Annotated in this window: 13 protein-coding genes; 8 read left to right on the forward strand and 5 right to left on the reverse strand. The window is 48.3% G+C overall.

Going from position 1 to position 15,291, the window contains the following annotated elements:
- The first annotated feature begins 142 nt into the window (after positions 1–142).
- The 3 genes from copA (at position 143) to ybaK (ending at position 4,392) form a co-directional block, all read left to right on the forward strand.
- Complete coding sequence (gene copA, locus ACKPVM_RS01850) at positions 143–2,866, forward strand: copper-exporting P-type ATPase CopA (protein ID WP_409306500.1); 2,724 nt, start codon at positions 143–145, stop codon at positions 2,864–2,866.
- 211 nt (positions 2,867–3,077) lie between these two features.
- Positions 3,078–3,881: a TraB/GumN family protein gene (locus tag ACKPVM_RS01855; RefSeq protein WP_409306438.1), complete on the forward strand. Its 804-nt coding sequence runs from the start codon at positions 3,078–3,080 to the stop codon at positions 3,879–3,881.
- A 31-nt stretch (positions 3,882–3,912) separates the two neighbouring features.
- Complete coding sequence (ybaK, locus tag ACKPVM_RS01860) at positions 3,913–4,392, forward strand: Cys-tRNA(Pro)/Cys-tRNA(Cys) deacylase YbaK (RefSeq protein ID WP_409306439.1); 480 nt, start codon at positions 3,913–3,915, stop codon at positions 4,390–4,392.
- A gap of 87 nt (positions 4,393–4,479) precedes the next feature.
- Here ybaK and ACKPVM_RS01865 read toward each other — a convergent pair whose 3' ends face one another.
- The 4 genes from ACKPVM_RS01865 to ACKPVM_RS01880 all read right to left on the reverse strand — a co-directional run bounded on the left by ACKPVM_RS01865 (position 4,480) and on the right by ACKPVM_RS01880 (position 9,691).
- Positions 4,480–5,862, reverse strand: a complete 1,383-nt coding sequence (locus ACKPVM_RS01865) for a glycoside hydrolase family 28 protein (protein WP_409306440.1) — start codon at positions 5,860–5,862, stop codon at positions 4,480–4,482.
- A 276-nt stretch (positions 5,863–6,138) separates the two neighbouring features.
- Complete coding sequence (yjiA, locus tag ACKPVM_RS01870; protein ID WP_409306441.1) at positions 6,139–7,101, reverse strand: GTPase; 963 nt, start codon at positions 7,099–7,101, stop codon at positions 6,139–6,141.
- A gap of 85 nt (positions 7,102–7,186) precedes the next feature.
- Positions 7,187–7,390 carry a YbdD/YjiX family protein gene (locus ACKPVM_RS01875; protein WP_109052933.1) on the reverse strand — a complete coding sequence of 68 codons (204 nt, stop codon included), beginning with the start codon at positions 7,388–7,390 and terminating at the stop codon, positions 7,187–7,189.
- A gap of 147 nt (positions 7,391–7,537) precedes the next feature.
- Positions 7,538–9,691, reverse strand: a complete 2,154-nt coding sequence (locus ACKPVM_RS01880) for a carbon starvation CstA family protein (RefSeq protein WP_409306442.1) — start codon at positions 9,689–9,691, stop codon at positions 7,538–7,540.
- A gap of 606 nt (positions 9,692–10,297) precedes the next feature.
- Between ACKPVM_RS01880 and ACKPVM_RS01885 the strand changes: the two genes are divergently transcribed.
- The 5 genes from ACKPVM_RS01885 (at position 10,298) to ACKPVM_RS01905 (ending at position 13,176) form a co-directional block, all read left to right on the forward strand.
- Positions 10,298–10,573, forward strand: coding sequence for a barstar family protein (locus ACKPVM_RS01885; protein WP_409306443.1), 276 nt, complete (start codon positions 10,298–10,300; stop codon positions 10,571–10,573).
- Positions 10,574–10,614: 41 nt separating this feature from the next.
- Positions 10,615–11,061, forward strand: coding sequence for a hypothetical protein (locus tag ACKPVM_RS01890; protein ID WP_409306444.1), 447 nt, complete (start codon positions 10,615–10,617; stop codon positions 11,059–11,061).
- Positions 11,048–11,833: an alpha/beta fold hydrolase gene (locus ACKPVM_RS01895; RefSeq protein WP_409306445.1), complete on the forward strand. Its 786-nt coding sequence runs from the start codon at positions 11,048–11,050 to the stop codon at positions 11,831–11,833. The genes ACKPVM_RS01890 and ACKPVM_RS01895 overlap by 14 nt, the downstream gene beginning before the upstream one ends.
- 154 nt (positions 11,834–11,987) lie before the next feature.
- Positions 11,988–12,545 carry a hypothetical protein gene (locus ACKPVM_RS01900; protein WP_409306446.1) on the forward strand — a complete coding sequence of 186 codons (558 nt, stop codon included), beginning with the start codon at positions 11,988–11,990 and terminating at the stop codon, positions 12,543–12,545.
- A 337-nt stretch (positions 12,546–12,882) separates the two neighbouring features.
- On the forward strand, positions 12,883–13,176 hold the full coding sequence (locus ACKPVM_RS01905) for a DUF2695 domain-containing protein (RefSeq protein ID WP_409306447.1): 294 nt from the start codon (positions 12,883–12,885) through the stop codon (positions 13,174–13,176).
- A 191-nt stretch (positions 13,177–13,367) separates the two neighbouring features.
- Here ACKPVM_RS01905 and ushA read toward each other — a convergent pair whose 3' ends face one another.
- Positions 13,368–15,020: a bifunctional UDP-sugar hydrolase/5'-nucleotidase UshA gene (ushA, locus tag ACKPVM_RS01910; protein ID WP_409306448.1), complete on the reverse strand. Its 1,653-nt coding sequence runs from the start codon at positions 15,018–15,020 to the stop codon at positions 13,368–13,370.
- Between the last annotated feature and the right edge of the window lie 271 nt (positions 15,021–15,291).

Consider the following 15,291-nt stretch of genomic DNA (forward strand, 5'->3'; position numbering starts at 1 on the left):
CGCACAGGCAACTTGAAGTATGACGGGTATAGCATTAAACCTCTTGACCTTTACCTTGCAGGAAGGTTTAACCTTCATCATAACGAGTCGCTATCGCGCAACGGCAAGGATTTTCGCTGTTGTGCTAACCAGAGGAAAGATGATGTCACAAACCATCGTATTGTCATTGCAGGGCCTAACCTGTGGGCACTGTGTGCAACGTGTAAAAAAGACGCTGGAAACATTGCCCAATGTCGAACAGGCCGATGTCTCACTAAATTACGCCAAGATCACCGGTAGCGCAGACGCACAGACACTAATTGCTAGCATTACGCAAGCTGGCTATGAAGCCAGCCCAGCAACCACACCGGATGTCGCCTTACAACTGTCAGGCCTGAGTTGCAACCATTGTGTCGCGTCTACGCGTAAAGCGTTGGAAGCCGTCCCTGGCGTCGTTGCCACCGAAGTATCAAAAGAACAAGCGAATGTATATGGTGAGGTTGACGCCAGCGCCTTGATAAAGGCCGTTGAAGAAGCCGGTTATCAAGCCAGCAGCATTGAGGTTTCCCACCCAAAAACTGAGCCGCTGGCACAGGTAGCGATCGAGTCGGAAGCGCTGCCAGCGGCACAGAATCCTCTTCCGGCCACTATCCCCAATGCAAGAGATAACGATGATGATAGCGTCCAGCTCCTACTGCAAGGTATGAGCTGCGCCAGTTGCGTTAATCGTGTTCAACATGCATTACAACACGTTGAAGGCGTGACGCAGGCAAGGGTCAATCTGGCGGAACGTAGTGCATTGGTCAGTGGACATGTCACACATGAAGCCTTAATTGCGGCGGTTGAACAAGCTGGTTACGGCGCGGAGATCATTCAGGATGAAGACGAGCGACGCGCTCGTCAGCAGGAAACGGCACAACAAAATATACGACGTTTTCAATGGCAGGCTGCGTTAGGTTTGCTATTGGGCGTACCGCTGATGCTATGGGGCGTGTTAGGCGGCAGCATGGCACTGACCCCTGCAAGCCGTACCCCCTGGCTGGTCGTTGGCTTATTGACGCTGGTTGTCATGATTTTCGCCGGAGGTCATTTCTACCGTAACGCTTGGCGTAGCCTGAAAAATAACAGCGCAACGATGGATACGCTGGTTGCCCTCGGTACGGGTGCCGCCTGGCTCTATTCTATTACCGTCAATGTGTGGCCAGATAGCTTCCCGATGGAAGCGCGACATCTTTACTATGAAGCCAGCGCCATGATTATCGGTCTCATCAATCTTGGACATGCACTGGAACAACGAGCGCGTCAACGTTCCTCACACGCGTTGGAACGCCTGCTGGATTTAACGCCGCCAAGCGCTCGTGTCGTTACACCAGACGGCGAGAAAATCATCCCATTATCAGACGTACAGGCTGGCATGATGCTGAGACTGACAACGGGCGATCGCATTCCTGTTGACGGCGAAATTCAACAAGGAGAGCTGTGGGTTGATGAAGCCATGCTGACGGGAGAACCGATTCCTCAACAGAAAGCACAAGGTGATGCATTACACGCAGGCACTCTGGTATCCGACGGTAGCGCCCTATTTCGGGCTGATGCGATTGGTAACCAGACTACGCTGTCGCGGATTATCCGTTTGGTCAGGCAGGCACAAAGCAGCAAACCCGCTATCGGCCAGCTAGCGGATCGCATTTCTGCCATCTTTGTACCCGTCGTCGTCGCCATTGCCATCATCAGCGGTGCAATCTGGTATTTCATTGGCCCCCAACCACAAATCGTCTACACGTTGGTAATTGCCACAACCGTGCTGATTATTGCCTGCCCTTGCGCACTTGGGCTGGCTACGCCGATGTCGATCATTTCCGGAGTCGGCCGGGCAGCAGAACTGGGCGTGCTGGTACGAGATGCCGACGCATTACAACAAGCCAGTAATCTGGATGTGCTGGTGTTTGATAAAACCGGTACGCTAACAGAAGGCCAGCCACGTGTTGTTGCTATTCATACGTTTGGTTCAATAAGTGAACAACAGGCACTGAACTGGGCTGCTTCGCTGGAACAAGGCTCCAATCATCCTCTGGCTAAAGCATTGGTTGAACGCGCTAAAACGCTATCACTGCACGATATTGAACAGTTCCGCACCTTGCGCGGGCTCGGCGTTAGCGGAAAAATTAATGGCGAATCACTGCTACTGGGAAATCCGGCCTTACTCAAACAACACCAAATCGACATCAGCGCAGGGGAAGATCTAATTAACCGGCAGGCCCAACAGGGAATGACGCCAGTGCTGCTGGCAGCAGATGATCGCCTTATCGCCGTCTTCTCTATTCAGGATCCGCTCCGGCAAGATAGCGTTACCGCGTTGCAACGTCTGCATCAACAAGGTTACCAGTTAGTGATGCTGACAGGAGATAACCCGCTGACTGCAAAAGCAATTGCTAACGATGCTGGAATCGATCAGGTTATCGCCGGTGTGTTACCTGATGGCAAAGCCGATGCGATCAAGCAACTCCAGGCTCAGGGAAAGCGAGTTGCCATGATTGGAGATGGTATTAACGACGCGCCTGCTCTGGCACAGGCTGATGTGGGCATTGCGATGGGTGGCGGCAGCGATATTGCCATCGAAACGGCAGCTATTACGTTGATGCGCCACAGTCTACACGGTGTTGCCGATGCGCTCGCACTGTCCAAAGCGACGCTAAGTAACATGAAGCAGAATCTATTGGGTGCATTTATTTACAACTCACTCGGTATTCCCATTGCAGCTGGCGTACTTTATCCGCTGACAGGCACGCTACTCAGTCCTGTCGTTGCCGGGGCTGCAATGGCACTGTCATCCATTACCGTGGTCAGCAACGCTAACCGACTGTTACGTTTCAAACCTAAATCCTGAAAACATCATCGGCAAATGTTTCCAGAGGAAGGGAAATACATCCGGTAGTCAGTGATTTTCCTCCGATGTATAAGGGCTGATTATCTTCAGCCCTTTTTTGCCACTATTAAGGCTTTTCATCCGATAACCAGTACAACTTGGTTGCTTTAGCGTTTAGCATAGCTTTAGTGTTTAGTTAGCATAGTGTTACTCACATCAGGAGACGGAATTTATGAGGCCACTACTGCGTAGCATAGCGACTTTTCTTGGTTTTATTTCGCCGCTGGCTTATGCCTATCCTGCTATCGATATTCAACTCGCAAATGAGCGTCAGTTTCATTTGGTTGGCAGTATCCATATGGGGAGCCAGGATATGTCCCCTCTCCCTCCAGAACTACTACAACAGCTACGACACGCTACGGCGCTGATTGTTGAGGCTGACATTTCCAGTGTTGGTTCTCCCTTTGGAACAATGGAAAACGAAATCCCGCTGTCACAAAGGCTGGAAACGGCAGATTATGAACAGCTACAGCAAATTTGTGCATCACTGCCGCTCAGCGAGCAAAGTATCGACCATTTACCGGCCTGGCAGGCAGCACTCCTGTTACAAGCGCATCAAGCTCAGAGGTTAGGGCTCAGGCCCGACTACGGCATTGATTACCAACTGATTATTGCGGCAAAATCTCAGGGGTTACCCATCATTGAGCTTGAAGGGCAAGAAACACAGATTGCATTATTGCAGCAATTGCCACAGGGTGGACTACGGCTATTGGAAGATACGATTAAACATTGGCATATCAACGCCCGACTGTTGCAAACCATGATTGGCTGGTGGTTAGACCGCACACCTGACGCTCTTCCTCCAGAAATGCCGGCAACCTTCAGCCATGAAATGGCTGATCTATTAATGAACCAGCGGAATCGCCGCTGGCAAAAACAACTTCAGGCGTTACCTGCTGGTCATTATGTTGTTGCCGTCGGTGCGCTGCATTTATATGGCGATGACAACTTACCCGCCTTATTACAGGCAAATTGAGCGCAACGCCGCCCGTAAGGATATTTGGATCATGACACCCGCAGTTAAGTTACTCGAAAAAAACAAAATCGCGTTTACGCTACACAGTTACCATCACGACAGTGAAGAAACCAATTTCGGTGAAGAAGCTGCAAAGAAGCTGGGATTAAATAAAGATCAAGTCTATAAAACGCTACTGGTCTCCCTGAATGGTGATGCGAAAAATCTGGCCGTCGCCGTAACGCCCGTTGCCGGACTGTTGGATTTAAAGAAAGTCGCCCGAGCGCTATCTGCAAAAAAAGCCGATATGGCTGACCCGGCGATTGCTCAACGGGTCACAGGTTACCTGGTCGGCGGCATTAGCCCGTTAGGGCAAAAAAAATTGCTGCCAACCGTCATTGATGAACCGGCTCGCCAGTTTGGTACTATTTTTATTTCTGGCGGTAAACGGGGACTGGATATTGAACTCGCCGCTGATGATTTGGCGCGTTTATTACGCGCGACCTTTGCTGATATTGCCAAGCTCGATTGATCACGCCGAATTAATACAGAATTAAAGTGAAGCAGATAGCAGAGGACTCCACGGCCAGTGTGTCCCCTGCTACCGCTTCATAACAGATTACCGATCGACTTTCGCCCCTTTATCCAACTGCATCGCCGACCCTTCTTTCACATTCAGCGTCAGACCTTTGGTTTGCAGTTCTGCATTCCTGACACGAATGCCTTTATCCGCATCAATACGCACGTTAGCAAAATGGAAACCGCTGAGCGGCGCTTCCGGCACGCCAATAATGTATGCCGCGGCCTTAGTCTTGCCAGTCGACTCCAGATTCTCGATGGTCACATTGCTGAAATGTGGCGTCTTGTACTGATCAAACGGCTGCGCAGGATCGGTATCTGGTGGGTAAATCTGCTCACCCATCGTGAAGCCGCCTTCGGCCAACATCTTGTCTACCTCAGCCTGCACGATTGGCGCAGCTTTGTAGTAAGCGGCAAAGACCAGCGGAATTTCGACATCCACCATCTTGGTATTGCGATAGGTAATATTTTTCACCTCTCCGCCTTTACCACGATTAGTTTTTATACGAATACCGTACATGGAGCCTTCGAACTGGTTATTTTCAACCAGCACATTATTCACGCCACCGGAAGTTTCGCTACCGATGGAGATACCTCGCCCTTGCTTGAGGATATTGTTGGCGATATAGATATTATCCACGACGCCGTTCGGGAAGCGGCTATCCGGCTTCTCGGCCTTTATCGCGATATGGTCGTCATTACAGTCGATATAGTTGTTGGTAATACGGATGTTCTGGCTGTCGATCGGGTCAATCGCATCCGTATTTGGCGCATGCCACGGCGACAGAATCCGTGTGCCGTTCACATCCACATCATGCGAATAACGCATCACAACGTGGAAACTCGGGGAATGGGTTAACGTAACGCCGTCCACCAGCACATTGCTTGAACTTTTGATATAAATCAGACGTGGGCGGTCGGTGCCGCCTTTCTTGCCAGTGGCACGAATATTGGCACGCCAGCGCTCCCACCAGACAGCGCCTTGCCCATCAATGGTTCCTTGACCAGTGATCGCCACATTCTGAGCATCCGCAATGCTGATAAAAGGAAGCCAGCCATTTTCCGCTTCAGCATATTTAGTTTTTTCTGTCGCCCGATACGCGGCTTCTTCGGTCGACGCAACGATGGTCGCGTCCTTTGCCAAATCTAGTCTGATGTTGCTTTTCAGGAACAGCGGATCGACCAGATAGTTTCCACGAGGAACATGTACCGTTCCACCGCCCGTCGCCGCACAATCATCAATCGCTTTCTGGAAAGCTTGCGTATTTAGTGCGATCTGTAAGCGGTGGCCCTCGGCCCCGTATTGCGTTACGTCACACACCTTATCAGGGAATTTTACTGAGCTGGCCGCTTGTGCCGCACCCGCTTGAATACCCAATGTGATGCAGGAAGCCATTAACGACAGGGCAAGACCATTACGCATACTTAACCTCACTAAAAAATGAAATATCGTTTTAATAAAATACCACTCATATTCCATTAAAAAACGAAAGGCGATCACGTTTTAGATGTATTCGTAATAATTACAATAAGGTAGGATTTTTTTCGTGCAATTGCACCATTTACAATCAGAGAAAACGATCGGTAATAGATATCAATCCAGACAATGTGCTACACAGACAGGGCAGGAGACAGGAAAAAAGCAGGTTGTATGGCAAGTGGGCTGGCCTAAACAACCAGCCCGAATAAGAAAATGGCGTTATTCCATCAGGCGAGCAAACGCGTCACGAATATTCTGCTCGGGTAAATCCACACCAATAAATACGAGTACGCTTTTTCTTGTTTCATCAGGCTGCCATTCTCTATCCCAGTCAGCGCTATACAAACGTTGAACGCCCTGAAACAACAGACGCCGGTTATCACCCTCAATAGCCAGGATGCCTTTATAACGCAGCAAATTATCAGAGAATTGCAGAAGCAGATTTTCCATTACATCGGAAACCGCCTGAAGTTCAACGGCCTTATCGAGATACACGACAATCGAGTGAACATCATTCTGCGCAGGTGCAATAAAACGGAATACCGGCGTTTTCACCGCCAACTTATCATTGAGGATAAAACCTTCAATATTGAACAGCACGCCCAGATCGATATCACCCTGTATCACGGGGTAAATCGGCGCTCGTGCATTGATACGCTGGAGACGCTGAATCAATACCTCATCTTCACCTGCAATATCGGTTTTAGTTATCAGTATACGGTCGGCATAACCGATCTGTGATTGGGCAATGGTAAACTGATCAAGCTGTTGCTGCGCGTGTACGGCATCCACCAGCGTAATAATGCCATCTAAGACAAAACGTTCACAGATCACTTCATGAGAGAAAAAAGTCTGGGCCACTGGCCCGGGATCGGCCATCCCTGTGCATTCAATGATGACGTGGTCAAAATCCAGTTTACCGCTATCGACACCATCCAGAAGATCAAGCAACGCATCGGCTAACTCGTTTGCCTGACTACAGCAGATACAACCATTGCTCAAGGTCGTGATTTGACTCGCTCGTTCACCAATTAATACATTATCAATGGGGACTTCACCAAACTCGTTTTCAATGACGGCAATCTTGTAACCATGATCGGCATTGAGGATATGACGCAACAAAGTCGTCTTACCTGCACCTAAAAAACCGGTCAGTATCGTGACATAAAGGGGTTGAGACATAACGACTCCTGCAGTGCTAACCCGCGATGGCTAGCAGCTCATGATTTTCCTGACAGCTTGTTCGGCTAACTGACGACTCGTGCGACTAGCAACAACGCATTCCGCCTTTACCATCGCCGCCATAACGTGCCTGCTGACGCTCACGGAAAAACTCTTCGTAAGTCATCATCGGTTTATCAGGATGGTTGGTCTGCATATGTTGAACATAGGTATCATAATCTGGCATGCCAACCAGCATACGCGCCGCCTGGCCTAAATATTTGCCTGCTTTTCCCAGATTGCCAAACATCATTCCCTCCAAACCAGCGACAGCGATAGCCGCCAGATAAAAAACACCCTGTATAACGTTATACATTATACAGGGTAGAGATTCCCGTCATCTTTTGCGTACCGACCGTGCTAGCCGTCTCCCAAAATCTAACGGGGATGAGTGCGCTTAGTGGCCAGAGGACACCTTCACTCCACCTTCAGGAACAGGTACATAAGGCGTTTCCTGATCGGTACGTTCAGAGACTTTACGTGCATCCAACGCCACTTTAATGCCGTAAGCAATAATGCTGTACACCACAAACAGGAACATAATACTCAGGCCAGCATTTGTGTAGTTGTTGATGACGATATGGTTCATGTTGGCAATCTGCTGTGCGCTCAAATCGGCACCGCCTTCAGCAATTTTCGCTTTAAACATGTTAGCCATGTAGAAGAAGCCTTCCAACTGCGGGTTGTCACTGAACAATTTCAGGCCCAGTGCCCATGTCGTACAAATCAACAACCAGATAGCCGGAAGCATTGTCACCCAAATATATTGAGTCCGTTTCATTTTAATCAGGATGACCGTACCCAGAACCAGAGCAACGGCGGCCAGCATCTGGTTAGAGATACCAAACAGCGGCCATAGGCTCTTCACGCCACCCAGCGGATCGACAACGCCTTGATACAACAGGTAACCCCACAGCCCGACGCAACCCGCAGTCCCGATGATACCCGCAATCAGTGAATCCGTTTTCTTCAGGAACGGAACGAAGTTACCCAATAGATCCTGCAACATAAAGCGACCAGAACGCGTACCTGCATCCAGCGCAGTTAGGATAAACAATGCTTCAAACAAAATACCGAAGTGATACCAGAAGCCCATATCGGCACCGGGGATAATCTGGTGGAATACGTAAGCAATACCAACCGCCAGTGTAGGAGCCCCACCCGCACGGTTTAATACTGAAGGTTCACCAATGTCTTTCGCCGTTTGCAGGATCTGATCCGGTGAAATGACGAAGCCCCAGGAACTGACCGTTGCCGCCGCGTGTGCAGAAACATCTTTCAATTGTTCCAGAATCATCGGCGCATCAGCAGTGCCCAGCCGATGCAGGTCCGGCATGGTAATACCCAACGCCGCTGGCGGAGTGTTCATGGCAAAATACAGACCAGGCTCAATGATCGATGCCGCAACCAGCGCCATGACCGCAACGAAAGATTCCATCAGCATGGCACCGTAACCGATAAAACGAGCGTCGTTTTCGTTAGCCAGCAATTTCGGTGTCGTACCGGAAGCAATCAGCGCGTGGAAGCCAGATACCGCCCCACAGGCAATCGTAATAAACAGGAACGGGAACAACGTACCTTTCCAGACTGGACCCGTACCATCAACAAACTGCGTCACGGCTGGCATTTTCAGATCTGGATTGAGAATAACAATACCAATCGCCAAACCGACGATGACGCCAATTTTCAGGAAAGTGGCTAAATAGTCACGCGGAGCCAGAATCAACCACACCGGCAGCAACGCAGAAACAAAGGCGTAACCGATCAGCGTATAGGTGATAGTGGTATCTTTGAAGGTCAGTGCCGGGCCCCAGTACGGATCGTGGGCAACCACGCCACCGAACCAAATCGCCAACACCAACAGCACAATACCGATTACCGAAACTTCACCGACTTTACCCGGACGGATAAAGCGCATGTAGATACCCATAAACAGGGCAATTGGCACCGTCGAGCAAACCGTAAAGACGCCCCATGGACTTTCTGCCAGCGCTTTCACCACGATCAACGCCAGTACGGCAAGAATGATGATCATAATCAGGAAGCAACCGAACAGCGCAATCGTGCCCGGTACAGGGCCCAACTCTTTCTTGACGATTTCGCCTAACGACGCGCCATTACGACGGGTTGAAATAAACAGTACCATGAAGTCCTGTACGGCACCTGCCAAAACGACCCCCGCCAGTAGCCAAAGCGTACCCGGCAGGTAGCCGACCTGCGCGGCCAGTACTGGCCCAACCAACGGCCCCGCACCCGCGATAGCAGCAAAGTGATGACCGAACAAAACGTTGCGGTTGGTAGGGACATAGTTGAGGCCATCGTTATTCACAACGGCAGGCGTTGCTCTCGTTGGATCCAGCTTCATCACTTTCTGGGCGATATACAGACTGTAGTATCGGTAAGCCACAAGATAGACGGCAACAGAAGCGACAATAATCCATAATGCACTGACGTGCTCACCGCGACGTAGTGCAACTACGCCAAGGCAGGCAGCCCCGATGATTCCAAGAATCATCCAGGGGATGTGTTTAAGAATGGAACGGCTCGTCATAAGACATCCTTCAATTGAAAATCGTCATTGTTTGATTTGATTAATTTTTACGGGTAAGGCCAGATAACCTTTCATGCAGCAACACGGATTAGCGTATTGTTCTGACTAGATAAATAGTGACGACACATTACGTCGATACGCGGGCGCGTAAGGTGGGTATTTGAGTGGGCGGCAAAATAACACACTAAGCGGTTAGAATCGGCTGGTGAATGGTTTGAGTAAAACGCGGTTGTCTCAACCTCTCAAAGGCAGTGTATACCCAAAATAATTCAAGTTTCAGGACAAAAACGGCAAAGCGTTTTTGAACAGCGCTTGCGCTGACCCCGAAGGGGTGAGGCCATAAGGCCGAATAACGCGGCAAGCGAAGGAATCCCGATGAGCTTACTTGAGTAAGTGATTCGGGTGACTGACAAATCTGCCAGAGGCAGGTTTGAACGCTGCTTGCAGCGGCCCTTTAGGGCGAGGCCCACGACGGGCCGAGTAGCGTAGCCAACGCACATGCAACTTGAAGTATGACGGGTATATATTTAGCGTGGCTTTCGATGCGAAGATTACACCAAGGAAAGTACCGCAGATCGTAGACAAGCGCTAAGAGAAAATAGGCAGATGAAAATTATTACCATTAATTGCCGGAATATCATGACGGAAACGCAATTCTGGCGTTGTTATTTACAGTTTGCCGACGTTGATGGTGCTGAGTATTTTGGTCGTAATCTAGATGCCTTTAGCGATGCTTTACAAGGTGGTCCTGGTTGGCCCGGAGAATGTGAGCTGCATTTTACAGAAACTGGACATATACGCTTATGGCAGCAGGGGCATTTTTATCAGGCACTGAAAGACATTGCACTACGGTCGTCGTCGATCCGGGTTGTGGTGGAATAATGTTATGGTGGAATAATTGATAGAGGACCACTCTGGTTATTATGGCTGTGTTACCGAATTCGATCTGTCATGGTTTTAATCAAATCAGTCTGGACGATACCCACATTTTTAGTATTACACGCACCGGTGATTGCAAATCATTAACAGTCGAACTGGATGTCGCTTATTTGCTGGCTGAGCATCCGCTATCTGATGGTGAAGTATTACTGCTGGAGCGTTGTCAATTGAGTTTCAGTCAAATAGCGGCGGAGAAGATCCGCTACTGGAATACCTCGCAGCTATGGTCAGAGTGGCAACCTGATGTCAAAAAAACGCTACAGCAAATCATGACGTCAGAATACGATTTATCATATTTTACATTAAGAGGTTTCACGGATGATGGTAACTGGTTTGAATGGTGTATCGAAACTGATCATTTTATGCTGCGGTGTGGTACTGATCACAGTGGGTTATTTAGTATTAACGGAGAAAAAAATGGCAAGCTTTAACCACGTATCCGGACAGTATCTACAGGTTGAAGAAAGTCGTATTTACTACGAAGTTGCTGGTGACCGCAGTAAACAACCGTTACTGTTATTGCATGGCGGATTAGGCAGTCTGACCGATTTTAATTCAATTATGTCGCAACTACCGCCGCAGTTTTACTTTATTGGTATTGATCTCCGCGGGCATGGCAAATCAACGCTGGGAACATTGCCACTAACTTATCAACGTTATCAGCATGATGTCGAAGCTGTATTGACTCACCTTGGAATAACGTCCTGTTCTGTATTGGGTTTCAGTGACGGTGGTATTGTTGCTTATAGGATGGCAGCAGCACAGAGCGTTAAAATAGATAAACTCATTACCGTCGGCGCACAATTTCAGTTGGATCGTAACGGGCCGGTATTTGAGATGCTGAGTGGTCTTACTGCAGACATGTGGCAACAGATGGATCCTGAGTCGGTTGACGCTTATAAGGCGGTGAATCCAGAACCGGACTTTGATACGCTGGTCAATGCTGTTGTTGGTCTGTGGACTGACACGGCGACAAGCGGTTATCCGGGGCAGCAGATCCGTCAGATTACCGCGCCGCTATTATTGATCCGTGGGGATCATGATCATCTGCTGTCACTGGAAGAAGTATCAGCATTACGTCAGCAACTGCCACAAACTCATTTCTTTAATATCCCTTTTGCCGAACATGAAGTGCATAAAGACGCGCCAGAGCTTTTCCTGAAAGTTGTGAATGACTTTTTGCTCGCAAAAGACATCGATTAAAATTCAGACAGATTTTAACGTAATATTCATTTTTAGTTTGTTATGACTATGGCTCTGGGGGCCAGCGTGACGGTGATGGAACCGTTAGATGCTATCACTGCGCAAAACCAGCGTATTTTACAAATTAACATTGTTGACGTTTTGAGGTAATGCAGTGAGTGATCATGTCAATTTCTATATGGAGCCGGTGCGTTTTTTTAATCAGCCGCAATTTTTGGCTGGTTTAACCACGGTTCTGCCGCAGTACTCCGTTATTAATAATAAAGACGAAGCTTTGCAACTGTTGTTCAGCCAGCATCTTCCTGCAGGTTATCGGATATGGGATGATTTTTTTGCTGAACAAGTTGGTGCTCTGATACTGGATGTTAATTACGAACAAGCTGACGAAAATATTCAGCAGCATATCCGGCTTGCGGCCAGCGATGACATGAAAGCGCAGATCCGTAAACGTAAGGCCTATCTTTTAAAGAAAAAGGCCGGGCTGACAGAAAACGTGGAATATGATGATTTCGTCAGTGAAACCAGCGACGAATGCCACTATATGTTGATGATGGTCAGTGTCCAACGATATCTGAAAGGACTGCAAACTGGCTCTGTACTAGAAACAGTATTCGATATTCTGAAAGCAGGTGCTTTACCCTGTGGTGTGAAAGAAAGCTCCGCAGCGCTGGTGATATTTGACCCGGCGATATTAAAAAGTAAGTGTCTGTAGTATGCAGACGGGACGATTCGCTGCACTGGAGTGTTATTGATGCCACATCAGAGCGCTGAATTTAGCGTGCATGTATCTCTGGATAAAAATGGTGCCAGGCGCACGGCATGTGCTTCAGGTTACAGACCTAACCATAAACACCCAGTAACGGGTGAATATTTTATGGGGGGGTTTTATTTTGAGGGAACACTGATGCCTGGAGAAACCCTGGTTGCAACGTTGAAAGTACTCTGTAGTGCTGAGCAGTTGGCATCATTAGTGCAGTCAAAAACATGGACAATATGGGAAGGCCCATATTATATCGGGAACGTTGAAATAATAGAGAAAGGTAGCCGTAGTGTCGTTGTCAAAAGCTGAAAAAGATCGTCGTAAGTTACTGTTAAAAGAGCAAGCTCGGAATGAGCGGATGGCAGCAGAAGCAGCGATGCCATTGTTATTAAATGATTTAAAAGCCCTGTTTGATTATCTGGATACAGAACTGACCGCAGGTTGTGATCATAGCAGTGCGCTAACGCAGCAGTTTCTTGCAGCCTGTAATATTGAAGCTGAACCTGTATTGTCATGGCTACAGCAGTATGGTGGTTATTGTGACTGTGAAATACTGGCGAATGTAGAAGATTATTGGAACTGAGCCTTTAAGATCGTTCCTGTTATAGATAACTGTTTAATGTTAATGATAGGTCTTGGCGGTGCGGGTTAATAGATGGATAACGCTCACCGTTTAAGTGAAATAAGCTCTGTACCGTTTGCGGAGAATTTCTAGAGAGAAAAAACAGCGGTTTTCGCCACTGGCGAAGAGACAAAAACCGCCACGATTATTAGTTATTTATAAGCTATCTCACCTTTCGGCGCGTAGGCTTCTGCATCCAGCGGTGAATGCTTCTCGATGTATTGTTTCAACACCTCAGCATCAACAAACCCCGTATTGACGTAACTGGGAAGGCTGTCAATTCGCGGATACCCATCGCCTCCCATCGCGTTAAAATTCAACGTTGCCATACGATAGATTTGCTCTGCTTTCAGCGGCTCGCCTTTAATTTTGACATTCTGTACGCTTTCACCATTCGCGTTCAGAGCAACATTCAAGAATTGCGCGTAAGCGCCGGAATCGACTTTCTTATTCGCCACGACGGCCAGGTATTTTTCCACCTCGCTGCCTTTCATATCCACGTAAACCAACGTGTTGGAAAAAGGCTGGACTTTCAGTACATCTTTATAGGTGATATCACCAGACTCGATCGAATCGCGCACACCACCACCGCTCATTACCGCAAAATCGGCATTCGCTCGTTCAAGCTGAGCCGAAAGCAGCACCCGTGCCAGATTAGTCTGGTGAAAACGCACCTGACTACGATCCCCTTCTAATTTCCCGTTGACATGGCCAACCTTGACATCCAACTGTGCCTGGCCTTTTTCCTGAAAAGGCGTAAGCATCTTCAGAACATCAGAGTTTTGTGCGATTTCCTGCGTGTAGTACACCCGTTCGCTTTTACCATCCGCTTTCTCAATTTTTTTCTTCAGATTGACCGGGATAAGCTGGTAATGATCCAATTTCAGTTCACCATTACGGAAAGTGAAATCCGCACGACCAACGTATTTCCCCCATTCATGCGCCTGAACAATCCAAACCCCATTTTGACGGTCAGGAGCACAAGGTGTACCCGGTACATAATTAACCTGTTTCTTATTTTCATCCGCCATACAAACCGGATCCTGAGAATGACCACCGACGATCATGTTCAGATAGCCTACGGGCAGACTACGCGCCATTTCAACATCACCCGGCGCATTCGACCCGTGATGTCCATCGTCATAATGCCCCATGTGTGTTGCTGCAATCACGACATCCGGCTTTTCTGTCTTGCGTAATTGATCGACTACCTGCCTGACTTCGGTTGCCGGCTGACGAAATTCAATATCAGTAAAATACTCGGGATTACCCAATTTAGCGGTATCATCGGTCGTCAAACCGATAACCGCAATTTTAACCCCTTGCTTATCAAATAACGCATAAGGCTTGAATAAACGCGTATTGGTACTTTTTTGATAGATATTGGCGGAAAGTAATGGGAAATCGGCCCATTCTTCTTGTTGGCGTAAGACAGAGAGCGGATTATCAAATTCATGGTTACCCAGCGCCATCGCATCATAGCCAACCATGTTCATGCCACGAAAATCAGGTTCAGCATCCTGCAAATCCGACTCAGGGACACCCGTGTTAATATCGCCCCCCGATAACAGCAGAACACTCCCTCCTTTTTTCGCCACTTCCTCACGAATGCTATCAACCAGCGTTTTCTGCGCTGCCAGTCCATACTCGCCGTAATCGTTTTGCCAAAAATGACCGTGGTGATCGTTTGTATGCAATATCGTAATGGCATACGTTTTATCTTTCTCCCAAGCCATCGCGCCGACAGGCACTAACGCCAACGATAATGCCACCGTGCAACTCAGGGTTTTCATTGAAAAACGCATGATAAATCTCCGTTTATTTTAGATACCAGCCAACAAGAAAGCATCGTTGTTCAGGCTAGCATAGCTTAATGAACAATGCTTGAAGCGGTTTTTCATCACAAAGGATACGCCGCTAAATGCCGCCGTCCTGATTCACCGAATGGATAACATGTGTCTTTGTGCTGTCATGAATTCTTTCTAATATAGATGGTTCGTAAGGATAATCAGACATTACGTCCCTTATTCCTCATCTTCTATGGTTTTTCATCGTTGAATAACAGGGGGCAATCAA

The sequence above is a fragment of the Pectobacterium hainanensis genome, assembly GCF_046237015.1.
GTDB lineage: Bacteria > Pseudomonadota > Gammaproteobacteria > Enterobacterales > Enterobacteriaceae > JBJYIN01.

Coding starts and splice junctions, on each gene's coding strand:
- copA (WP_409306500.1), top strand. CDS start 143: ATGTCACAAACCATCGTATTGTCATTGCAGGGCCTAACCTGTGGGCAC.
- ACKPVM_RS01855 (WP_409306438.1), top strand. CDS start 3,078: ATGAGGCCACTACTGCGTAGCATAGCGACTTTTCTTGGTTTTATTTCG.
- ybaK (WP_409306439.1), top strand. CDS start 3,913: ATGACACCCGCAGTTAAGTTACTCGAAAAAAACAAAATCGCGTTTACG.
- ACKPVM_RS01865 (WP_409306440.1), bottom strand. CDS start 5,862: ATGCGTAATGGTCTTGCCCTGTCGTTAATGGCTTCCTGCATCACATTG.
- yjiA (WP_409306441.1), bottom strand. CDS start 7,101: ATGTCTCAACCCCTTTATGTCACGATACTGACCGGTTTTTTAGGTGCA.
- ACKPVM_RS01875 (WP_109052933.1), bottom strand. CDS start 7,390: ATGTTTGGCAATCTGGGAAAAGCAGGCAAATATTTAGGCCAGGCGGCG.
- ACKPVM_RS01880 (WP_409306442.1), bottom strand. CDS start 9,691: ATGACGAGCCGTTCCATTCTTAAACACATCCCCTGGATGATTCTTGGA.
- ACKPVM_RS01885 (WP_409306443.1), top strand. CDS start 10,298: ATGAAAATTATTACCATTAATTGCCGGAATATCATGACGGAAACGCAA.
- ACKPVM_RS01890 (WP_409306444.1), top strand. CDS start 10,615: ATGGCTGTGTTACCGAATTCGATCTGTCATGGTTTTAATCAAATCAGT.
- ACKPVM_RS01895 (WP_409306445.1), top strand. CDS start 11,048: ATGGCAAGCTTTAACCACGTATCCGGACAGTATCTACAGGTTGAAGAA.
- ushA (WP_409306448.1), bottom strand. CDS start 15,020: ATGCGTTTTTCAATGAAAACCCTGAGTTGCACGGTGGCATTATCGTTG.